The sequence below is a fragment of the Vibrio sp. 1CM8B genome, from assembly GCF_023161685.1.
Taxonomy (GTDB): Bacteria; Pseudomonadota; Gammaproteobacteria; order Enterobacterales; family Vibrionaceae; genus Vibrio; species Vibrio coralliirubri.
The window spans coordinates 33878-54506 of sequence record NZ_JALNTU010000020.1 but is presented as its reverse complement, the minus strand read 5'-3'; the positions used below and the strand labels follow the sequence as shown (position 1 = coordinate 54506).

21 protein-coding genes and 1 pseudogene are annotated in these 20629 nt (G+C 44.2%); 16 read left to right on the top strand and 6 right to left on the bottom strand.

Annotation, left to right across the window (positions count from 1 at the left end; all coding sequences use genetic code 11):
- Positions 1-32: 32 nt before the first annotated feature.
- From pstA to phoU, 3 genes are all read left to right on the top strand, one after another.
- The gene (gene pstA, locus MSG36_RS22825; RefSeq protein ID WP_248369821.1) at positions 33-1742 is read left to right on the top strand and encodes a phosphate ABC transporter permease PstA; all 1710 of its coding nucleotides are present in this window, start codon (positions 33-35) and stop codon (positions 1740-1742) included.
- The gene (gene pstB, locus MSG36_RS22820; protein WP_009848269.1) at positions 1743-2561 is read left to right on the top strand and encodes a phosphate ABC transporter ATP-binding protein PstB; all 819 of its coding nucleotides are present in this window, start codon (positions 1743-1745) and stop codon (positions 2559-2561) included.
- Between the two features lie 74 nt (positions 2562-2635).
- Positions 2636-3334 (top strand): phosphate signaling complex protein PhoU, encoded by a 699-nt coding sequence (gene phoU / locus MSG36_RS22815; RefSeq protein WP_009848270.1) that lies wholly within the window; start codon positions 2636-2638, stop codon positions 3332-3334.
- Between the two features lie 9 nt (positions 3335-3343).
- Here phoU and MSG36_RS22810 read toward each other — a convergent pair whose 3' ends face one another.
- Positions 3344-3835: a hypothetical protein gene (locus MSG36_RS22810; RefSeq protein ID WP_248369820.1), complete on the bottom strand. Its 492-nt coding sequence runs from the start codon at positions 3833-3835 to the stop codon at positions 3344-3346.
- Positions 3836-4274: 439 nt separating this feature from the next.
- Between MSG36_RS22810 and MSG36_RS22805 the strand changes: the two are divergent.
- Positions 4275-4970 (top strand): annotated as a pseudogene (locus tag MSG36_RS22805) (hypothetical protein).
- 27 nt (positions 4971-4997) lie between these two features.
- Here the strand turns inward: MSG36_RS22805 and MSG36_RS22800 are convergent.
- From MSG36_RS22800 to MSG36_RS22790, 3 genes are all read right to left on the bottom strand, one after another.
- Positions 4998-5927, bottom strand: a complete 930-nt coding sequence (locus tag MSG36_RS22800) for a LysR family transcriptional regulator (RefSeq protein ID WP_248369804.1) — start codon at positions 5925-5927, stop codon at positions 4998-5000.
- A 98-nt stretch (positions 5928-6025) separates the two neighbouring features.
- On the bottom strand, positions 6026-6769 hold the full coding sequence (locus tag MSG36_RS22795; protein ID WP_248369802.1) for a copper homeostasis protein CutC: 744 nt from the start codon (positions 6767-6769) through the stop codon (positions 6026-6028).
- Positions 6770-7080: 311 nt separating this feature from the next.
- Positions 7081-7689, bottom strand: coding sequence for a peroxiredoxin C (locus MSG36_RS22790; protein WP_017062526.1), 609 nt, complete (start codon positions 7687-7689; stop codon positions 7081-7083).
- A 208-nt stretch (positions 7690-7897) separates the two neighbouring features.
- On the opposite strand from MSG36_RS22790, the gene MSG36_RS22785 reads away from it, so the two are divergent.
- Complete coding sequence (locus tag MSG36_RS22785; RefSeq protein ID WP_017062525.1) at positions 7898-8803, top strand: hydrogen peroxide-inducible genes activator; 906 nt, start codon at positions 7898-7900, stop codon at positions 8801-8803.
- Positions 8804-8872: 69 nt separating this feature from the next.
- Here MSG36_RS22785 and MSG36_RS22780 read toward each other — a convergent pair whose 3' ends face one another.
- On the bottom strand, positions 8873-9319 hold the full coding sequence (locus MSG36_RS22780) for a CBS domain-containing protein (protein ID WP_248369800.1): 447 nt from the start codon (positions 9317-9319) through the stop codon (positions 8873-8875).
- 334 nt (positions 9320-9653) lie between these two features.
- On the opposite strand from MSG36_RS22780, the gene queA reads away from it, so the two are divergent.
- From queA to secF, 5 genes are all read left to right on the top strand, one after another.
- The gene (gene queA, locus MSG36_RS22775; RefSeq protein WP_248369798.1) at positions 9654-10706 is read left to right on the top strand and encodes a tRNA preQ1(34) S-adenosylmethionine ribosyltransferase-isomerase QueA; all 1053 of its coding nucleotides are present in this window, start codon (positions 9654-9656) and stop codon (positions 10704-10706) included.
- Positions 10707-10896: 190 nt separating this feature from the next.
- The gene (gene tgt / locus MSG36_RS22770; RefSeq protein ID WP_017056177.1) at positions 10897-12033 is read left to right on the top strand and encodes a tRNA guanosine(34) transglycosylase Tgt; all 1137 of its coding nucleotides are present in this window, start codon (positions 10897-10899) and stop codon (positions 12031-12033) included.
- A 110-nt stretch (positions 12034-12143) separates the two neighbouring features.
- Entirely contained in the window at positions 12144-12473 is a 330-nt protein-coding gene (gene yajC / locus MSG36_RS22765) for a preprotein translocase subunit YajC (protein WP_010440492.1), read from the top strand.
- 20 nt (positions 12474-12493) lie between these two features.
- Positions 12494-14350 (top strand): protein translocase subunit SecD, encoded by a 1857-nt coding sequence (secD, locus tag MSG36_RS22760; protein ID WP_348983460.1) that lies wholly within the window; start codon positions 12494-12496, stop codon positions 14348-14350.
- 14 nt (positions 14351-14364) lie between these two features.
- On the top strand, positions 14365-15312 hold the full coding sequence (gene secF / locus MSG36_RS22755) for a protein translocase subunit SecF (RefSeq protein ID WP_017062837.1): 948 nt from the start codon (positions 14365-14367) through the stop codon (positions 15310-15312).
- 289 nt (positions 15313-15601) lie between these two features.
- Here the strand turns inward: secF and suhB are convergent, their stop codons facing one another.
- Complete coding sequence (suhB, locus tag MSG36_RS22750) at positions 15602-16405, bottom strand: inositol-1-monophosphatase (RefSeq protein WP_017062836.1); 804 nt, start codon at positions 16403-16405, stop codon at positions 15602-15604.
- Between the two features lie 181 nt (positions 16406-16586).
- Here suhB and trmJ point away from each other — a divergent pair, with 181 nt between their 5' ends.
- The 6 genes from trmJ to hscB all read left to right on the top strand — a co-directional run bounded on the left by trmJ (position 16587) and on the right by hscB (position 20626).
- Entirely contained in the window at positions 16587-17315 is a 729-nt protein-coding gene (gene trmJ, locus MSG36_RS22745) for a tRNA (cytosine(32)/uridine(32)-2'-O)-methyltransferase TrmJ (RefSeq protein ID WP_019822102.1), read from the top strand.
- Between the two features lie 116 nt (positions 17316-17431).
- On the top strand, positions 17432-17953 hold the full coding sequence (gene iscR, locus MSG36_RS22740; RefSeq protein ID WP_010440512.1) for a Fe-S cluster assembly transcriptional regulator IscR: 522 nt from the start codon (positions 17432-17434) through the stop codon (positions 17951-17953).
- Between the two features lie 27 nt (positions 17954-17980).
- Complete coding sequence (locus tag MSG36_RS22735; RefSeq protein ID WP_048613459.1) at positions 17981-19195, top strand: IscS subfamily cysteine desulfurase; 1215 nt, start codon at positions 17981-17983, stop codon at positions 19193-19195.
- 33 nt (positions 19196-19228) lie between these two features.
- Positions 19229-19606, top strand: a complete 378-nt coding sequence (iscU, locus tag MSG36_RS22730; RefSeq protein ID WP_004740340.1) for a Fe-S cluster assembly scaffold IscU — start codon at positions 19229-19231, stop codon at positions 19604-19606.
- A gap of 96 nt (positions 19607-19702) precedes the next feature.
- A complete protein-coding gene (gene iscA, locus MSG36_RS22725) occupies positions 19703-20026 on the top strand; it encodes an iron-sulfur cluster assembly protein IscA (RefSeq protein WP_010440519.1) in 324 nt (107 codons plus the stop codon).
- An 84-nt stretch (positions 20027-20110) separates the two neighbouring features.
- A complete protein-coding gene (gene hscB, locus MSG36_RS22720; protein WP_048608145.1) occupies positions 20111-20626 on the top strand; it encodes a co-chaperone HscB in 516 nt (171 codons plus the stop codon).
- The last annotated feature ends 3 nt before the right edge of the window (positions 20627-20629 follow it).

The following is a 20629-nucleotide window of genomic DNA, read 5'->3' as shown; positions in this document are numbered from 1 at the left end:
AGTTCTGCACGTCAAGAGCAAGGTCGATTATGATCAATAAACTGAAGTCGTTATTATCTTGGGTTAAATCGGGCTCTCCTTGGATATGGCTAACGGGTGGGGCGGTGAGCATCAGCATGCTTTCTGTTCTTGGCCTGATGCTGCTGATTGGTTGGAAGGGCTTGACCTATTTTTGGCCAGCACCTTTGTACCAATGGCAAGTTGATTCCAAAGACTTATCGTTAGTGGTCGACCTTGACGAAACCGTATCAAAACAAGATCTATTGATTGGTCAGTTATATGAACGCAAGTACATCCCGATAGAGCAAGTTCCACAAGTCCATGACCTTTTGTCACCTCAAAATTTGTCGACAGGGCTAATACAGCGCTTAAGCATCAAAGTCGCCAATAGAGAACTGTACCCTGCGGACTTTGTTTCCATTCTGGATGTTAACTTACGTGAACCAACCACTCCACTTGATTGGATTGTGATTGAACGAAGTCGAGGTGGCTATTTCTTTGGTAAGCCAGTGGGTTTTAAAACCGCTTCTGGCACATTTGATTCGAACATAGACCAAAAGCTCGAACAAGGTTTAGCGTTTGCTGATACGTTACGTAAAGAAACGTCGCGTGTTGTGAACCAAGAAATTCGCAATATAAGCTGGCAATTGGAAAACTTGCGTTTAGAAAAGCGTAAGCTTGAACTCAATGAATCAGTGAGCGATGAATATCTTAAAACCTATACTCAAACTAAACTGGAATTAAACCGCCAATTAGGTGAGGCTGAAGTAAAGCTTGAGCACTTGAGAACGCAGCTTAATGTAGAAAGCTTGCTCGTTGAGGATATGACAGGAGAACAGGTCGAAATTTCGCTCAGCCATATTCTGGATTATTGGTACCCGAATAATATGTCCTACCTTGAAAAGGTTGGGCATTGGGGCAAACAAGTTTGGAAGTTCTTGTCAGAGAACCCACGAGACTCAAACTCTGAAGGTGGCGTATTCCCAGCCATTTTCGGTACAGTGTTGTTGGTTATTCTCATGTCGATCGTAGTGATGCCTCTTGGTGTAGTTGCTGCGATATATCTTCATGAATATGCAAAAAACAACGCACTAACACGTTTGATTCGGATTGCCGTGATTAACTTAGCGGGTGTACCGTCGATTGTGTATGGCGTTTTTGGCTTAGGCTTCTTCGTCTATACCATTGGTGGCTCGATTGATACGTTGTTTTATGCAGAGCGATTACCCGCTCCGACATTTGGTACACCAGGTCTACTTTGGTCAGCACTAACCTTAGCGGTATTGACGCTTCCAGTCGTTATCGTAACCACTGAAGAGGGCTTAACGCGCATTCCTAGTGCAGTGAGGCACGGTTCATTAGCGCTTGGTGCGACTCAATTTGAGACGCTTTGGCGCATTGTTTTACCGATGGCAAGCCCAGCGATTATCACTGGTTTGATTTTGGCAATCGCGAGAGCCGCGGGGGAAGTTGCTCCACTCATGCTGGTGGGCGTTGTGAAATTAGCATCCAGCTTGCCAGTCGATGGTCAGTTCCCGTATCTACACTTAGACAGAAAGTTCATGCATTTAGGCTTTCATATCTATGATGTTGGTTTTCAAACCTCTAATATCGAAGCGGCACGACCTTTAGTGTATGCGACTTCATTTTTATTGGTTACGGTGATTGTTGGGTTGAATTTAACAGCCATCAATATCCGTAATAACTTGCGTGAAAAATACCGAACCTTAGGACAAGATTAGATGTTCTCGATTAATGAAACCTTGGGTTACCAAGCACCACTTGATGTTCACAACCTGAAGGATGAGCAAATTGCTATCTCGATTGAAGGGCTAAATCTTTACTATAAAGAGAGCCAAGCACTTGATGATATCTCGATGCAGATCCCGAAGGGGCAGGTGACGGCGTTTATCGGCCCTTCTGGCTGTGGTAAGTCGACTCTGCTACGCTGCATTAATCGTATGAACGATCTTGTTGAAGGCTGTAAGGTTTCCGGCAAAGTGAAGCTTCATGGTAAGAACGTGTATCACCCTAAGGTTGATGTCGCGACCTTACGACGTCGTGTTGGTATGGTATTCCAGCGTCCAAACCCTTTTCCAAAATCTATCTATGAGAATGTGGTTTATGGCTTGAGGCTACAAGGTGTTAGCAACAGCCGAGACCTTGATGATGCGGTTGAGCGCTCTCTGCGCGCTGCTGCATTATGGGATGAAGTGAAAGACCGATTGCATGAGAATGCTTTTGGTTTATCTGGCGGCCAACAGCAGCGTTTGGTTATCGCTCGTGCGGTTGCGATTGAGCCTGAAGTGCTGTTGTTAGATGAGCCGACATCGGCACTGGACCCTATTTCTACTTTGACGATTGAAGAGCTGATCAACGATCTCAAAACCCAATACACAGTGGTGATTGTTACCCACAACATGCAACAAGCCGCGCGCGTAAGTGACCATACTGCCTTTATTCATATGGGAAAATTGATCGAGTACTCAGATACGGACTCAATTTTTACGTCTCCATTGAAAAACCAGACGGAAGACTACATTACTGGTAGATATGGCTAACCTCTACAAAGGTGTCATCTAGAGCTAAGTCACTCTACAAAAATGGCTTTCTTCATTTCTTTCAAGGAGCAAGTATGCATTTCGGTCGCCACATTTCAGGGCAATTCAATGTCGAGTTAGAATCGATCCGTACTCATGTATTGACCATGGGCGGGTTAGTGGAGCAGCAACTCTCGTTTGCAATGCAGGCGCTTCATAAAGACGATGTTGAATTGGCTAAAAAAGTGATTCGTGATGACCACAAAGTGAATGCGATGGAAGTGTCGATTGATGAGGCGTGTACTCGAATCATTGCAAAGCGTCAACCGACAGCGAAGGATCTGCGTTTGATTATGGCGATCATCAAAACGATTACCGATCTGGAACGTATTGGTGATGTTGCCTCTAAAATTGCTCAAGGTGCGATAGAGATCCCTTCAACCAAAGAGCAGAAATTCCACGTATCTTTAGAGCCTCTTTGCCGTCAGGCTATCACCATGCTTCACCAAGTATTAGATGCTTTTGCTCGTATGGATGTTGATGCGGCAGCTGAAGTTCACAAGCTTGATGATAAGTTGGATGCGGAGTACGAGGCCGTTATTCGTCAGTTAATGACCTATATGATGGAAGACCCTAAGAACATTCCTAATATTTTGCAGGTGATGTGGTCAGCGCGTGCGATTGAGCGAGTGGGAGACCGCTGCCAAAATATCTGCGAATACATTATTTACTTTGTGAAGGGTAAAGATGTACGTCACTTAGGCGATCAAAGCCTTGATGACGCACTAAAATAGAGCTTATCTTTAGAAGCTAATTATTGCACCAAGATTGAAATTGACCGTTGTGTCGTAAGGCACAAAGGTTTTATTGTGATCAAAAATATTCATATCAACACCAGCACGTAATCCAAGCATTGGTGTCGCTTGATAAACGTAGGCCCCGCCTAGGCTTATACCATGTGTTGTTTTCTCTTCTACTTCGCCTGAGCGAGTTTTTGTACCGTCATAACTTGCCACACCAATCTCAGCCTGAAAGCCGTGGATTTGGTTTCTTCCAAACATGTTTTGGATACCAACACGATACGCATCAACTGTTTCGTCATATCGATCGCTGTCATACCAAAGGTGAGAATAGCTAAGATAAACGGCATCTAAATTTGCCACATCAGTAATGCCAGCTTGAACTCCGAAGCCATGATAAGAGCCAATTTTTAGTTCTGGGGATAAATGAAGACCACTTGAAAATGCAGAGGTTGAGAATAAAGCCGAAGTTAGAAGAAGTGTTTTTAGTTTCATGGTACCACCGAAGTAATTTTTGCTCTCCTTAGCATTAGGTCGATCCATGAATGAACCCAGAGAATTAAACTGGATAACGGTAATCATTATATGGACTTTGAAAGAGCAGGCTAATTCGCATTGGTTATCTCTGTAATAACGTGTACTTATCAGTGGTTGTTATCGTTACTTAGCGAGTGCTTTGTCTTACGTAGCCTTACAAAATGAGTTTGATAGATAAACGTCTACTTAACCTTATGTTATTTAGTGTATTTGTTCCGATGTAATGATGAAAATGACGATAATGACGATAATGACGATAATGACGATAATGACGATAATGACGATAATGACGATAATGTCGATGTGGCTCATTAGTGTTTACTATATTCCGATTAATCTTTAATTTATTCTCTTGCTGAATTTATCCCCCACATTTATTTTTCAGGTAGATATCAGTATGAAAAAGTTTCTTTTAGTTTTGACCCCTCTTTTCACGTTAACAGCGTGCGGCAGCGTTGCCATCATGGACAAATCAGAAGTGGTTAGTAAGCAACCGCAACTTATTATTAAAACAGATGGTGACTTCTGGGGATTGGGACAAGAAGGAACGTTTGATATTGCAGGTATGTATCAAGGCAAATACAGTCGAAACTCATCAAGCTCAACATGGTTTGATACTGTCTCTTTTAAAGACGGAGAGCTTGCTGCTGAGATTACTAGAAACGACAATGGTCAGGTGTGGAACTTAATTTGTTCTGGCGGTGGGACTTCAGTTAACTATATGGGTGTTGATTTCGGTGGCAATAAGCCTTATCGCTGTTCTGTAACCCAAAGGAATGAGAAAGTAGGAGAGTTCGTCTTAGAGCCTCAATCTGGGATGATTAAAGTTAGTTTAGAGAGAAAGAAGCTGGCTACATACGAGTTGGGTTGAATAAATATGATGTAGAAACTGTCCACTCAAGTAAAGATCTTTTGATGTCAGTTGAAAAAACCTTTAGGGTATAGCTTTAAACAAGCTTCACAAGAGGTAGCAGCCGCTCAGACGAATGGAATGCTAACTTTACAGATGATTCCTGAACTTAATGATGATGAGAAAGATACGTTAGTTATCGGTACTATTGCTAGCGCACTGAGTTGGCGTCCGGAAGAGTAAAGTACAATATATAACTTTTAATCGAACTTACTTTTGTACTTGTTCTGATAAAACTTGCTCTATGAGTTTTGAAAGCCAATTTGTTAAAGGTGAGTTTCGATTTTTAATGTGTATATAACTATAGACCGGAGTCTTCAGCGTTTTTCCGTCGACTGAGACATCTATCCCGCGTAATGTCGGATAGTTTTCTACTGGGAAAAGGTTGGAATGGGGCATGTACATATCAGTATGTTGAATGACGTCGATCAGAGCCATGACCAACTCACTGCGAAAGCCGATACTATGCTCGATGGAGAGGTCAGTTAAAATCTGAGACGCTAAGCTAAAATTGTCATTCCAACCTGGTGTTACTAAAGATGCGATTTCGTACCCTGCCATGTCATATGGAGTTATGGTGTCTTGCTTTAAAGGGTGATCTTTCCTAACAAATATACGTCCGGTTAGTTCAATGAGCTGCCTTGTATAGACTTCTTTACTTGTCTTTTCTCCCAGGTAGCTTACTCCCATCAAAACCTCATCTTTTTGTATATCTGAGACAGACGAGTTTGACCATGGAACAAGCTTTAGTTTAGCGTTTGGTGCTTGTGCTCTTATATCTTTAAAAAGTGAACCAGACAGACAAGAAAGTACCACTGGAGATAGGGCGATTTTCAACGTGTAATTAATCTCTTTCGGGTCAAAAGCGTTCGATGTATTAATCGCGATAGATAGACCGTCCATGAACGGTTTGATTTGATTAGTGAGCTGCTCTGAAAATGCCGTAGGTTGTAAGCCTCCATGAACCTTTACGAAAAGGTCGTCGTTGAAGTGGTGTCTTAGTTTTTGTAGCGCTTGGCTAACCGCCGGCTGAGAAACGAATAAACGCTCCGCAGCCTTTCTGGTGTTTTTTTCTTGATAAATAATCAGGAATGTTCGTAACAGGTTTAAATCAAGAGAGCTGAATAAGTCTTTAGCCATATCTATCCATGAAAATTTTCTGTGCTATTAAATCTAATATACGTCAGTCAGTTAGATTAGTCAGCGAGGTTCTCTGGATTTATGTTAGCGGCTATCCCTTAGGCGGTGAGGGCGGCTCTCACATCGGATATCTTACTCGCATTTGTCACGGGGATCTGATAATCATCAATATCATCATTGCCCATTTGAGCACTTGAGTTGTTTTCCATTAGGCTCGGTCTTGTTGATTTACCTGAAAGGTGAAGAGCAGGTGCTTGGGTAGCGCTTTGAATCATTTTAGCATTCGCAGCGTTAACGCCAGCCCCCGCCATGATATCAATTCGTCCATCGGCTTGTTTAACCATTGCTGCCAATACATCGATGCCTTGCTCGGCATTAACAGCAAGCCCTGATGTCAGAACTCTTTCGCATCCAAGTGTAATAACCTGCTCTAATGCTGCTTGGTAATCAGAGCTTTGATCGATGGCTCTGTGGAAGGTAATCCCAAGCTTTAACGAGTGCGCTTTGTCAGCCAGTTGCTGCATCTTTGGCATATCAATGCTTCCGTTCGGCGCTAACACACCAAGTACGACCCCATCCAATCCTGCATTTGCACAAGCTTCAATATCTTCAAGCATACAGAGCATATCGTCGTTATCGAAAATGAAGTCGCCTTGTCTTGGTCTAATCATAGCGTAGACCGGAACCGACGAAATTTTTGCCGCTTGCTTCATCATTCCGAAGCTTGGAGTTAATCCGCCAAGTGCTAATGAAGAGCAAAGCTCAATTCGATTCGCGCCACCAGATAGTGCGTTATGAAGAGATTCTAAGTTATCGATACAGACTTCAATTTCGGTGTTCATCGTGTTTATCCGTTCAAAAAGATACTGATGAAATCATAGCAATCTAGGTGTGATTCTGAATAGATGGGGATAAGGGAAAATAGGGGTAAAGTTTGGGTTTAGAGCTACCTCAATTATCTATCACAAGAGACAGTCTAGGGTGAAGGTTAGTGAGAAAACAAAAAGCCCGAAGCGTTAACTTCGGGCTTTTAATAGGACTTTACTTCTTAACTGATTGGCGGTGCGCTTTGCGCTATTAGCTTATGCTTTATGTCTCTTTAAAGAGAATCTTCCAACCATTAACCCGCGTTGAGTTCGGGCTTAAGAGGTAATTACTTGCTTAGGTCGTCAGCGTGCTCAGATAGGAATGCTGCAACACCTTTTGGAGATGCGTCCATACCTGATTTACCTTCTTCCCATTGTGCAGGACAAACTTCACCGTTCTTCTCGTGGAAGTTTAGTGCGTCTACCATGCGTAGCATTTCGTCGATGTTACGACCTAGTGGAAGATCGTTAACTACTTGGTGACGTACAAGACCGTCAGCATCGATTAGGAAAGAACCACGGAAAGCAACGCCTGCTTCTGGGTGCTCAACATCGTATGCTTTGCAGATCTCGTGCTTAACGTCAGCAATTAGAGGGTACTTAACTTGACCGATACCGCCATCAGCGATAGCAGTGTTACGCCATGCGTTGTGAGAGAATTGAGAATCGATTGAAACACCGATTACTTCAACGCCTTTAGCTTGGAAATCTTCTAGACGGTTGTCGAAAGCAATTAGCTCTGAAGGACAAACGAAAGTGAAGTCTAGTGGGTAGAAGAAAACTACAGCTTTCTTACCTTTAGTGAATTCTGCGAAGTTGAAGTTATCAACGATCTCACCGTTACCTAGAACAGCTGCTGCAGTAAAGTCAGGGGCTTGACGACCTACTAGTACCATTTGGAATCTCCTAAAAATTAGTTGGCCCAACACATCTTTGTTTGGGCTCCGTTTCTACGGGACAAACTATAGTACAATCGGTACTATAGAAAAAAGCGAATTAAATAGATTAAGTTAATCGAAAAAAGCGATGAGCCTAATCTTTGTCCAGTCCTTAGGTCTACTGACCTTTACATAACTTATCCTACTCATATTACAAAGTAATTTTATGAATAAATGGCCAAGTCTTAAGCAGCTTCACTATCTTGTTACCCTTCACGAAACTCGTCACTTTAGTGATGCAGCCGATCGCTGTTTTGTGAGTCAATCTACGCTAAGTAAAGGCATTCAAAACCTCGAAGAGCTGATTGGTTGTCCTCTTTATGAGAAGAAAGATAAAAAGAGCCCATTGGTTTTCACGCAAGCGGGTGAGCTGGTGGTGAAACATGGACGAGAGCTACTAGCGAAAGGACAAGATCTCGTAGAGCTCGGAAATCTATGTAATGGAGATGCGATGCAAGGGCAGTTGCGAGTAGGATGTATCCCTACCATAGCGCCATTCCTTTTATGTGATTTGGTACAAGAGGCCAACCAACGCTTTCCTCAGCTTAATTTATTGTTACGTGAAGATACAACGACCAACCTATTGGCTGCGCTGCGTCATGGAGACCTAGATGTACTGATTCTGGCTTTGCCTGTCGATATAGACAATATGGAAAGCCAAGTTGTTGGGCAAGACCCTTTCCGGATGGTGATCAGTCGTAATCAAGCTGATGGTATTCGTGTTCCGATTAAATACGATGACCTGCCAGACGAGTCTGTATTTTTGCTGGAGAACGAACACTGCTTAACCGAGCACGCGGTATCAGCTTGTAAGTTAACGGATAAAGAGAAGATAAACCCGTTTACAGCGACAAGTCTTCACACATTGGTACAAATGGTAGCAAATGGTTTAGGAACCACCTTTATTCCTCAGATGGCGATCGACCATGGTTTATTGGAAAACCAGAATCTTGTTGTGATCGATCCTCCAGGCCAGCAAGCGTATCGAGACATCGGCCTTGTGTGGCGCCCTAGCTCATCACGTCGTGAGACATTCCATCAGTTAGCTGATGTGGTATCTGAGCTTCTATAATAATCCGTTGCGACAACAATCCCTCTGAGCGGCTAAATTGGCCGCTCCTCTTTATATCATTTCTGATCGTTACTCTACTTCCGCTTCTTCTGGCTCGACTTCTTCTTGCAGTTCCAGCAAGTTGATCGCTATCGTGACAAAATCGCTGTCTGTAATAATGCCTACTAGTTCGTGGTTTTCTACGACAGGTAAACAGCCCACTTTATGTTTTTGCATATAAATAGCCGATTCTTTTAATCCTGCACGCGGCTCTACCGACATAACACTTTTGTGCATGATGTCGTTGAGGGGAGTAGCAAGAGTAAAAGATTGAGCTTGTGGGATGTTTTGTAGGCTGGATTCTTGAGCGGCGAGAATGTCTCGTTGGGTGACGACACCAAGTAGTTGCCTGTCGGAATCAACGACTGGAATATGGCGGATATCAAGCGCTTCCATCATGTGCTTAGCATCGGCCAGTGAGTGTGAGCGCAATAGGGTATGAGGGTTGCGAGTCATCATATCTTCAACCTTGATCATACGAACCTCCTTCTTTTTTATTTGTTGCTATTACTATAGTTTTTTATCCAAAAAATAACTGAGATCTGACGCATTCTTGGGTGAGTTTTATGCAACTAATTCTTTAGTTTGAGGAGGTGAATCAGTCGCATTATTTTACGCCTCTTTACAATAATCCAGTGCTGTAAACCTTGCTATTGCGGCTCGTGTGCCTATACTAGCCCACTGCGAAATTTTTAGTCGTGTTTGCGATGTGTTTCTGGTAACGATTGACTTACCGTAACGATTATCCAGCAACTACGATTTATGATTCGTCAACGGCACAAATCTCATCAACTAAGACAAGACTAGACAAATGCAAGTTTCAGATTTTCACTTTGACCTACCAGATGAACTCATTGCTCGCTACCCTCAAGAGGAGCGCACAGCAAGCCGCCTGCTTAAATTAGATGGCAACAGCGGTAACCTAGCTGATGGTTCGTTTAAAGACGTTTTAGACTTGGTTGAGCCAGGCGATCTTGTTGTTTTCAATAACACTCGAGTGATTCCAGCTCGTGTATTTGGTCGCAAGGCATCAGGCGGTAAGCTTGAAGTGCTGGTTGAACGTATGCTTGATGAGAAAAGCATTCTTGCGCATGTTCGTTGTTCTAAATCACCGAAGCCGGGTACCAAGTTGTTCCTTGGTGAGAACGATGAGTATGAAGCTGAAATGGTGGCGCGTCATGATGCGTTATTCGAAATCCATTTCACATCCGATCAAAGCGTTTTAGAGATTCTTAACAGTGTGGGTCACATGCCACTGCCTCCTTACATCGATCGTCCTGATGAAGATGCAGATAAAGAGCGCTACCAGACTGTCTATAATGAAAAGCCGGGTGCGGTTGCAGCGCCAACAGCAGGCCTTCACTTTGATGACAAGCTAATGGCTGACATGAAAGAAAAAGGTGTTGAGTTTGCTTACGTGACGCTTCACGTTGGTGCTGGTACGTTCCAGCCAGTAAAAGTTGATAATATTAACGATCACCACATGCATGCTGAGTACGTTGAAGTACCGCAAGAAGTGGTTGACGCCGTAGCTGCAGCAAAAGCTCGTGGCGGCCGTGTTATTGCTGTTGGTACAACATCAGTACGTTCACTAGAAAGTGCAGCGCAAGATGCATTGAAGAAAGGCACCGAACTCGTTCCTTTCTTTGGTGATACAGAAATATTCATCTTCCCTGGCTATGAATACCAGTTGGTGGATTGCTTGATTACCAATTTCCACTTACCAGAATCAACGCTGATTATGTTGGTAAGTGCATTTGCTGGTTACGACAATGTGATGGGCGCATACGATCACGCCGTGAAGAGCGAATATCGTTTCTTCAGCTACGGCGATGCTATGTTCATCAATAAGAAAACGAGCTAACTTAAGCTGGTTTAAGCGATACAAAAATTTACGGGTGCTAGCAGTAAGCTAGGAGTCGGGCAGGGTGTCTGTCTAATCTCTCGCAAGGAATACGCGACCGCTCCTCATAGAACCCACTAGACTGAACTTTTGTTTGGCCTAAGGTTCTGAATTAACAGTCAGATTGTTTCTCTGGCATATTGGAGGCTTCGTGAAATTAAAATACGAACTTAAAAAAACTAATAGCGGCGCACGTCGTGGTCAACTTCAGTTTGAACGCGGTACCGTTGAAACCCCAGCATTCATGCCTGTAGGTACTTACGGTACTGTTAAAGGTATGACACCTGAAGAAGTAAAAGACACAGGTGCTGAAATCCTATTAGGTAACACATTCCACCTATGGCTACGTCCTGGTCAAGAAATCATGAAAATGCACGGTGACCTGCACGATTTCATGAACTGGCACGGTCCTATCCTGACAGATTCAGGCGGCTTCCAAGTATTCAGCCTAGGTGCAATGCGTAAAATCACTGAAGAGGGTGTTCATTTCCGTAACCCTGTAAACGGTGACAAGATCTTCATGGACGCTGAGAAGTCTATGGAAATCCAAAAAGATTTAGGTTCAGACATCGTAATGATCTTCGATGAGTGTACGCCTTACCCTGCGACACACAAAGAAGCAAAAGACTCAATGGAGATGTCTCTTCGTTGGGCTGAGCGTTCACGTAACCACTTCGACAAACTTGAAAACCCGAACTCACTGTTCGGTATTGTTCAAGGTGGCGTGTACGAAGATCTTCGTGATGTATCCGTTAAAGGCCTAACAGAAATTGGTTTTGACGGTTACGCAGTAGGTGGCCTAGCAGTAGGCGAACCAAAAGAAGATATGCACCGCATTCTTGAGCACACATGTCCTCAACTGCCAGAAGATAAGCCACGTTACCTAATGGGCGTAGGCAAACCTGAAGACTTGGTTGAAGGTGTTCGTCGCGGTATCGACATGTTTGACTGTGTAATGCCAACGCGAAATGCACGTAACGGCCACCTGTTTGTGACTGAAGGTGTGATCAAGATCCGTAATGCGAAGCATAAAACCGATACAACACCACTAGATTCAGAGTGTGACTGTTACACTTGTAAGAACTACAGCAAGTCGTACTTACACCATTTGGATCGTTGTAACGAAATCCTAGGTGCTCGACTGAACACGATTCATAACCTGCGTTTCTACCAACGAGTAATGTCAGACATTCGTCAGTCTATCGATGAAGACCGCTTTGAAGAGTTCGTTGCAGAGTTCTACGCAAGAATGGGGCGTGAAGTGCCACCACTAGGTAAAGAATCTTAGTATTTCTTTTTTGCGAGCCCTATCTCTCTTCCGAGTGATGGGGCTTGAAAATAAAGGGATGCGACCCAATTAGACAAACAATTACGAAAATATAATAGAGGATGTTTTAAATGTTTATTTCTCAAGCTCACGCAGCAGCAGAAGGTGCACCAGCAGGCGGCGGTTTCGAAATGCTTATCATGCTAGGTATGTTCGCTGTGATCTTCTACTTCATGATCTACCGTCCACAAGCTAAGCGTGTTAAAGAGCACAAGAACCTTATGTCTTCTATGGGCAAAGGCGATGAAGTTCTTACAAGCGGCGGCCTAATTGGCAAGATCACTAAGATTGCTGAAGACAGCGACTACGTTGCTATCGAACTGAACGCAAACAACGAAGTAGTTATCAAGAAAGACTTCGTTACAGCAGTGCTACCAAAAGGTACTCTGAAATCTCTATAAACAGCTAGAGGATCCTCGCTGTGCTAAACCGTTACCCGTTATGGAAGTATTTGATGGTGGTGTTTGCCATCGCTATCGCTGCGTTGTACGCACTTCCAAATATATACGGTGAAGATCCGGCAGTTCAAGTTACAGGGGCGCGCGGCGCCTCTGTAGATATGTCTACGCTGGATGCTGTCACCAATGCTCTTGAAGCAGAAAACCTTTCTACTAAATCCGTTGCACTCGAAGACGGTTCCATTCTTGTTCGCTTTAACGACACAGATACGCAAATTAGTGCCCGTGATATCATCACAGAAGCACTAGGCGATGACGTTATCGTTGCTTTAAACCTAGCGGCTTCAACGCCTAATTGGCTTGAATCTATTGGTGCTGCACCAATGAAACTTGGTCTTGACCTACGTGGTGGTGTTCACTTCTTAATGGAAGTGGATATGGACGCTGCGATGCAAAAGCTGGTTGGCCAACAAGAAGAAGCATTCCGTAGTGAACTTCGTGAAGAGAAAATCCGTTACCGTGCGATTCGCCCATCTGGTAAAGATGCGGTTGAAGTGATTCTACGTAACGAAGAGCAGCTTGCTGAAGCGAAATCGCTACTGCAATCTAAGCACCAAGATATGACGTTTGTAGATTCTGAATCTAACGGTCGTTTCTCTTTGGTTGCAAGCTTTACAGATACTCGCCTTCAAGAAATCCGTAACTATGCGGTTGAGCAAAACATTACCATTCTACGTAACCGTGTTAACGAACTTGGTGTTGCTGAACCTTTGGTTCAACGTCAAGGCTCTAGCCGTATCGTAGTGGAATTGCCTGGTGTTCAAGACACGGCTCGCGCTAAAGAAATCCTTGGTGCTACCGCGACGCTTGAGTTCCGTGAAGTCGATAGCAGTGCTGACTTAGCCGCTGCCGCTTCTGCTCGTGCCCCTGCGGGTAGCGAAATCAAGCAAGATCGTGATGGTCGTCCTGTGGTACTTAAGAAGCGCGTTATTCTAGGCGGTTCAAGTATTACTGATGCAAGCTCAAGTGTTGATGAATATGGTCGTCCTCAAGTTAACATCTCGCTAGACAGCGAAGGTGGTAGCAAGATGTCAGCGTTCTCTCGTCAGAATATCGGTAAGCTAATGGCAACGGTATTTGCAGAGTACAAAGACAGCGGTCGTAAAACACCGGAAGGTCGAGTTATCTTAAGTAAGCACGAAGAAGTGATTAACCAAGCGACGATTCAATCTGCGCTAGGCCGTAACTTCCGTATTACTGGTATTGACTCAACGGCTGAAGCTCATAACTTGGCACTTCTACTACGTGCTGGTGCATTGATTGCGCCTATCTCGATTGTAGAAGAACGTACCATTGGTCCATCTATGGGTCAGCAAAACATCGATATGGGTATCATGGCGATGGTTTGGGGTATGGCTGCTGTAATGCTGTTTACGCTACTTTACTACCGTAGCTTTGGTCTGATTGCGAACGTTGCGCTAATGGCTAACTTGGTGTTGATTATCGGTGTTATGTCGATGATTCCGGGGGCTACCATGACCCTACCAGGCATTGCCGGTATCGTATTGACGGTCGGTATGGCGGTTGATGCGAACGTTCTGATCTTTGAGCGGATACGTGAAGAGCTTCGAGATGGACGCAGTCCACAACAAGCGATTCACCAAGGTTACGCGAACGCATTCAGCACAATCGCCGATGCCAACATCACCACACTACTAACAGCAATCATTCTATTTGCTGTGGGTACTGGTGCTATCAAAGGCTTCGCGGTAACGCTGTCTATCGGTATCTTGACTTCAATGTTTACAGCTATTGTCGGAACACGTTGTATCGTGAACCTGATGTATGGCGGCAAACGCGTTAAAAAACTGTCGATCTAAGGCTAGGAATTAATATGTTTCAGATTCTAAAAGCAGACAAAATGATCGACTTTATGCGTTGGTCAAAGGTTGCCTTTGTTTTTTCTATCTTGATGATTGGTACTGCTATCTTCACCCTAACAACGAAATCGTTGAACTGGGGTCTAGATTTTACTGGCGGTACTCTGATTGAAGTTGGTTTTGAACAACCGGCACACCTTCCTGATATTCGTAGTGCACTAGAAGCCGAGGGCTTTGGTGATGCAACGGTACAGAACTTCGGTTCAGCTCGTGATGTGATGGTTCGTTTACGTCCACGTGATGGCGTAGCGGGCGAAACGCTTGGAAACCAAATCCTTTCTGCAATTGAGAATGGTACTGGTGAGCAAGTGGAAATGCGTCGTATCGAGTTCGTTGGTCCTAACGTGGGTGACGAATTAACAGAAGCGGGTGGCCTTGCTATCCTTGTTTCTCTTATCTGTATCTTGATCTACGTATCAGTGCGATTCGAGTGGCGTTTGGCTGCGGGTGCGGTATTAGCACTGGCGCACGATGTTATCATCACACTTGGTGTGTTCTCTCTAATGCAAATTGAGGTCGACCTTACCATCGTAGCAGCCTTGCTAACGGTCGTCGGTTACTCCCTCAACGATACCATTGTTGTATTCGACCGTATTCGTGAGAACTTCCGTAAGATGCGTAAGGGTGAGGCACCTGAAGTACTGAACAGCTCAATCACACAAACATTGAGCCGTACATTGATCACTTCTGGTACAACGTTATTCGTAGTTATCGCACTGTTCGTTCAGGGCGGCGCTATGATTCACGGCTTCGCGACTGCACTTCTACTGGGTATTACGGTTGGTACTTACTCTTCTATCTACGTTGCATCTGCACTGGCTATGAAGTTGGGTATTACGCGTGAACACCTAATGCCACCACAAGTGGACAAAGAAGGTGAAGAGTTTGACGAAATGCCTTAGGCCTTGGCTTAATAAGTTTCGCTAAACCAAAAAAACCGCTAGGCAACTAGCGGTTTTTTTACGTCTGTATTTTGTCGATACGCTCAACGCAATTTATCGGCGAATTGAGTTGCACTTACTGTCACTAAGAGCAACCATTCTCGTATCTCGTATCTCGTATCTCGTATCTCGTATCTCGTATCTCGTATCTCGTATCTCAAATCGCAGATACAAAAAAGCCTCGCTATATAGCGAGGCTTTGGAATTTCTACTCTCCCTTGAAACAGGGAGCGTTAACGTAAGGTCTGAATTACTTCAGCATACCTTCGTTAGCGTTCTCACGAACGTGCTTAAGAATAGACTTAACACCACGTGCGCTTGAAGCAACAACATTACCAGAAGTCATGTAATCAGTACCGCCAGCAAAGTCAGTCATGATAGCACCAGCTTCACGAGCGATTAGATCGCCAGCTGCTAGATCCCATGGCTTAAGGCCAAGCTCTAGGTAACCATCAACACGGCCAGCTGCTAGGTAACATAGGTCAAGAGCAGGAGAACCTGTACGACGGAAATCAGCACAGTCGATGAATAGACCAGAGATGATCTTCATGAAAGATTCAGAGTGTTGTTTTTGCTTGAATGGGAAACCAGTCGCTAGAACAGTACCTTGAAGGTCTTTTAGCTGAGTAACACGCATACGAGCGTTGTTAAGTTGAGCGCCAGCGCCACGTTGAGCTGTGAATAGCTCGTTTAGCATTGGGTCATAAACACAAGCAACTTCTGTACGACCGTTCATGCGAACAGCGATAGATACAGAGAAGTGAGGGAAACCTTTTACAAAGTTGTTGGTGCCATCTAGTGGGTCAACGATCCATTGTACATCAGAGTCTTTACCTTCAGTCAGGCCTTTCTCTTCAGAAATAATGCTGTGCTCTGGGTAAGATGCTTTGATTGTCTCAATGATCATGTACTCAGCTTCTTGAGCAATGTTAGTAACGTAATCGTTGTTACCTTTTAGAGACGATTCGATCTTATCAGTTGTTTCTAGAGATTTAGCAATATGGTTGCCAGCTTTACGCGCAGCGCGTATCGCAATGTTTAGCATTGGATGCATATGGTTTTTCCCACAAGATGTTAAAGAACAATTTAAAGCGGCGGCGAGTATACCAAAGTTTCCGTAAAAGGGAAGTGGTTATTTTTTGAACTCTTGGTTTCACATTCCGTTAAGGGTCTGACCATTTTACTTTGCTATGTGTTAATATCTCGCGATTATTTTTAAAGTGGTGTCATATAGCATGTTAGACAATGTAAAAGTCGTTCTGGTTGGTACGTCTCATTCGGGAAATATCGGATCAGCAGCTCGCGCAATGAAAGTGATGGGTTTGAGTCAATTAGTTCTTGTAGACCCTCAATGTGAAGTTGACGAGCAGACCTTAGCACTGGCTGCGGGTGCAGGTGACATCGCAGAAAACGCGACCATCGTTTCTACATTAGACGAAGCCGTAAAAGACTGTGGTTTAGTGGTTGGTTCGAGTGCACGTTCACGTACGCTTGAATGGCCAATGCTTGAGCCTCGTGAGTGTGGACAAAAGTTTGCGATTGAAGGCCAAAAGCACCCAGTCGCATTAGTGTTCGGCCGTGAACGTACTGGCTTGACTAACGATGAGCTTCAGAAGTGCCACTTCCATGTATGTATCCCAGCTAACCCTGAATACAGCTCGCTAAACCTAGCAATGGCAGTGCAGACTCTGAGCTACGAAGTGCGTGTAGCTCACCTTGATATGGTCGCTAGCCAATATCAGCCACAGCAACAAGATGAGTACCCTCGTCACGAAGAACTAGAAATGTTCTATGAGCACCTTGAAAAAGTGATCATTGATACCCAATTTATCTCTAAGGATAAGCCGGGTCAGGTGATGAATAAACTACGTCGTCTGTTCAGTCGAGCTCGTCCAGAGTTGCAAGAGATCAACACTCTACGCGGCATTTTGACTTCAATTGAGAAGAGCAAAAGCGACAAATAAAGCCCGCACAAACAATAAGGGTGAATACCTGACTAAAATAGTCAACTAAATACTTGACCAATTTAGTCGGGTATGGGAAGATTCCAACCACATAAACAATGTGGATACGGTGTGATATGAAACTTACATCTAAAGGAAGATATGCGGTAACAGCTATGCTAGATGTAGCACTGCATTCGCAAAAAAGCCCAGTTCCTCTGGCTGATATTTCAGAGCGACAAGGCATCTCGTTATCTTACTTAGAACAGCTATTTTCTAAGTTACGTAAAGCTGGCTTAGTTGCTAGTGTTCGTGGTCCTGGCGGTGGTTACCGTTTAGGTGCTGAAGCGAGCGACATCGCTGTCGGAACTGTAATTGCTGCAGTAGACGAATCAGTGGATGCAACTAAGTGTCACGGTCGAGCAGATTGCCAAGGTGGCAGTCGTTGTTTAACTCACACTTTATGGCGTGATTTAAGCTCCCGAATCAGCAGCTTCTTAAACGACATTACGCTCGGTGAGCTAATGAAAGATAACGAAGTTTTAGAGATTTCTGATCGTCAAGATATCGATCTTGCGGTTAATAATGGTTTTGCACATAAAAATACGAGCACTACAACGATTAGTGCAGCACCTCACGGTGTTAATGCCCGCTCTTAGCGGTCAGTTTTTACATTGGAGTAGAAAATGAAACTGCCTATTTACTTTGACTATTCAGCTACATGCCCAGTCGATCCACGTGTTGCTGAAAAAATGGTTCAGTGCATGACGATGGACGGTAACTTCGGTAACCCTGCATCTCGTTCACACCGTTACGGCTGGCAGGCAGAAGAATCAGTAGATAATGCTCGTGAGCAAATTGCCGATCTACTAAATGCAGACCCTCGTGAGATTGTTTTCACGTCAGGTGCTACCGAGTCAGATAACCTTGCTATCAAAGGTGCAGCGCACTTTTACGAGAAGAAAGGTAAGCATGTAATCACGTGCAAAACAGAACACAAAGCGGTTCTTGATCCATGTCGCCAACTAGAGCGTGAAGGTTTTGAGGTGACATACCTTGAGCCAGAAGCTAACGGCATCATTGATCTAGACAAGCTACAAGCTGCAATGCGTGAAGATACTGTTCTAGTTTCTATCATGCACGTAAACAACGAGATTGGTGTAATCCAAGATATCTCTGCAATCGGCGAATTATGTCGTGCACGCAAGATCATCTTCCACGTTGATGCGGCGCAGTCTGCGGGTAAAATCCCACTAGACGTAAAAGAGATGAAAGTTGACCTTATCTCTATGTCTGCACACAAAGCATACGGCCCTAAAGGCATCGGCGCTTTGTACGTTCGTCGTAAGCCACGTATTCGCCTAGAAGCGCAAATGCACGGTGGCGGTCATGAACGTGGTTTCCGTTCTGGTACTCTTGCTACTCACCAAATCGTGGGTATGGGCGAAGCTTTTGCCATCGCTAAACAAGACATGCAGAAAGATTACGATCACGCACTAGCACTTCGTGAGCGCCTATTGAAAGGTGTTCAAGATCTAGAAGCGGTAACCGTAAACGGCGACCTAGACCAACGTGTACCACACAACCTAAACGTGAGCTTCGCTTTCGTTGAAGGTGAGTCTCTGCTTATGTCTCTAAAAGACCTAGCGGTATCATCAGGTTCTGCATGTACATCAGCAAGCCTAGAGCCTTCATACGTTCTACGCGCTCTTGGTCTGAACGATGAACTGGCACACAGCTCAGTACGTTTCTCATTCGGCCGTTTTACAACGGAAGAAGAAATCGACTACGCGATTGCACAAATTCGTGTAGCGGTAAACAAATTACGCGACATGTCTCCTCTATGGGATATGTATAAAGAAGGGATTGATTTGAACACTGTTGAGTGGGCTCATCACTAATCTCACGGAAATAGAGGATTCGAGGTAACTATCATGGCATATAGCGAAAAAGTAATTGATCACTACGAAAACCCACGTAACGTAGGTTCGTTTGATAAAGAAGACCCAAGTGTAGGTAGCGGCATGGTTGGCGCACCAGCTTGTGGTGACGTAATGAAACTGCAAATCAAGGTAACGCCAGAAGGCATTATCGAAGATGCAAAATTCAAAACTTACGGCTGCGGTAGCGCAATCGCTTCTAGCTCACTAGTAACTGAGTGGGTTAAAGGTAAAAGTATTGATGAAGCAGCGGCTATCAAAAACTCTGAAATCGCGGAAGAGCTAGAGTTGCCACCAGTGAAAGTTCACTGTTCAATTCTTGCTGAAGATGCAATCAAAGCAGCAGTTGCGGATTACAAAAAGAAGCGTTAATCGTTTCATTAAGTAATCACAAGAAATAAGCAATATTTGGGAGCATCCTTTGTGCTCCCCCTGAGTTCTCAATTTATATAAACACAAGGTTGTAGTATGGCCATCACCATGACAGATACGGCAGCAAGCCGAGTTCAAGCTTTCCTAGATAACCGAGGTAAAGGTATCGGGTTGCGCTTAGCGGTAAAAACTACTGGCTGTTCGGGTATGGCGTATGTACTGGAATTCGTTGACGAGCTTAACGAAGAAGACGAAGTGTTTGAGCATTCAGGTGTTAAGGTCATCATTGATCCAAAGAGCCTAGTTTACCTAGACGGTACTGAGCTTGATTACGTAAAAGAAGGCCTAAACGAAGGTTTTGAATTCAACAACCCTAACGCGAAAGGCGAATGTGGTTGTGGTGAGAGCTTCAACGTATAAACGCTTCAATCGTTAAGCGTTTATAGTGAGCGAAGAATAAAATTAGGCTCTGATTGAAGAGCCTAAACTTAGGACCACCGTTACATGAATCATTTCGAATTATTTGGGCTACCACTTCAGTTTCAACTGGATGGTAGCCTTCTTTCTTCTCAGTTTAGAGATCTGCAACGCCAATTCCACCCTGATAAATTTGCCACAGCTTCTGAGCGTGATCGCCTATTAGCCGTGCAAAAAGCTGCGCAAATCAATGATGCGTATCAGGTATTGAAGAATCCAATCAGCCGAGCTGAATACCTGTTAGTACAACATGGTGAGGATATTCGAGGTGAGCAGCAGACCCTGCAAGATCCTATGTTCCTGATGGAGCAAATGGAATTGCGTGAAGAGCTTGAAGACATCGCCGACAGTTCTGATCCTGAAGATGCTTTGTTTGCATTTGAAGGAAAGGTTAGCAAAATGTATAAACAACAATTAAGCGCTATCCAACAAGAACTCGACAGTGAGGCTTGGTTAGAAGCTGCAGACCGAGTAAGAAAGCTTAAGTTTATTGCAAAATTAAAGAATGAAATCGAGTTAGTTGAAGATCGTCTGATCGGCTAGTTC

Excerpts from the sequence above, each read along its gene's own strand:
- pstB (WP_009848269.1), top strand. The coding sequence starts at position 1,743 with ATGTTCTCGATTAATGAAACCTTGGGTTACCAAGCACCACTTGATGTT.
- phoU (WP_009848270.1), top strand. The coding sequence starts at position 2,636 with ATGCATTTCGGTCGCCACATTTCAGGGCAATTCAATGTCGAGTTAGAA.
- MSG36_RS22810 (WP_248369820.1), bottom strand. The coding sequence starts at position 3,835 with ATGAAACTAAAAACACTTCTTCTAACTTCGGCTTTATTCTCAACCTCT.
- MSG36_RS22800 (WP_248369804.1), bottom strand. The coding sequence starts at position 5,927 with ATGGCTAAAGACTTATTCAGCTCTCTTGATTTAAACCTGTTACGAACA.
- MSG36_RS22795 (WP_248369802.1), bottom strand. The coding sequence starts at position 6,769 with ATGAACACCGAAATTGAAGTCTGTATCGATAACTTAGAATCTCTTCAT.
- MSG36_RS22790 (WP_017062526.1), bottom strand. The coding sequence starts at position 7,689 with ATGGTACTAGTAGGTCGTCAAGCCCCTGACTTTACTGCAGCAGCTGTT.
- MSG36_RS22785 (WP_017062525.1), top strand. The coding sequence starts at position 7,898 with ATGAATAAATGGCCAAGTCTTAAGCAGCTTCACTATCTTGTTACCCTT.
- MSG36_RS22780 (WP_248369800.1), bottom strand. The coding sequence starts at position 9,319 with ATGATCAAGGTTGAAGATATGATGACTCGCAACCCTCATACCCTATTG.
- queA (WP_248369798.1), top strand. The coding sequence starts at position 9,654 with ATGCAAGTTTCAGATTTTCACTTTGACCTACCAGATGAACTCATTGCT.
- yajC (WP_010440492.1), top strand. The coding sequence starts at position 12,144 with ATGTTTATTTCTCAAGCTCACGCAGCAGCAGAAGGTGCACCAGCAGGC.
- secF (WP_017062837.1), top strand. The coding sequence starts at position 14,365 with ATGTTTCAGATTCTAAAAGCAGACAAAATGATCGACTTTATGCGTTGG.
- suhB (WP_017062836.1), bottom strand. The coding sequence starts at position 16,405 with ATGCATCCAATGCTAAACATTGCGATACGCGCTGCGCGTAAAGCTGGC.
- trmJ (WP_019822102.1), top strand. The coding sequence starts at position 16,587 with ATGTTAGACAATGTAAAAGTCGTTCTGGTTGGTACGTCTCATTCGGGA.
- iscR (WP_010440512.1), top strand. The coding sequence starts at position 17,432 with ATGAAACTTACATCTAAAGGAAGATATGCGGTAACAGCTATGCTAGAT.
- MSG36_RS22735 (WP_048613459.1), top strand. The coding sequence starts at position 17,981 with ATGAAACTGCCTATTTACTTTGACTATTCAGCTACATGCCCAGTCGAT.
- iscU (WP_004740340.1), top strand. The coding sequence starts at position 19,229 with ATGGCATATAGCGAAAAAGTAATTGATCACTACGAAAACCCACGTAAC.
- iscA (WP_010440519.1), top strand. The coding sequence starts at position 19,703 with ATGGCCATCACCATGACAGATACGGCAGCAAGCCGAGTTCAAGCTTTC.
- hscB (WP_048608145.1), top strand. The coding sequence starts at position 20,111 with ATGAATCATTTCGAATTATTTGGGCTACCACTTCAGTTTCAACTGGAT.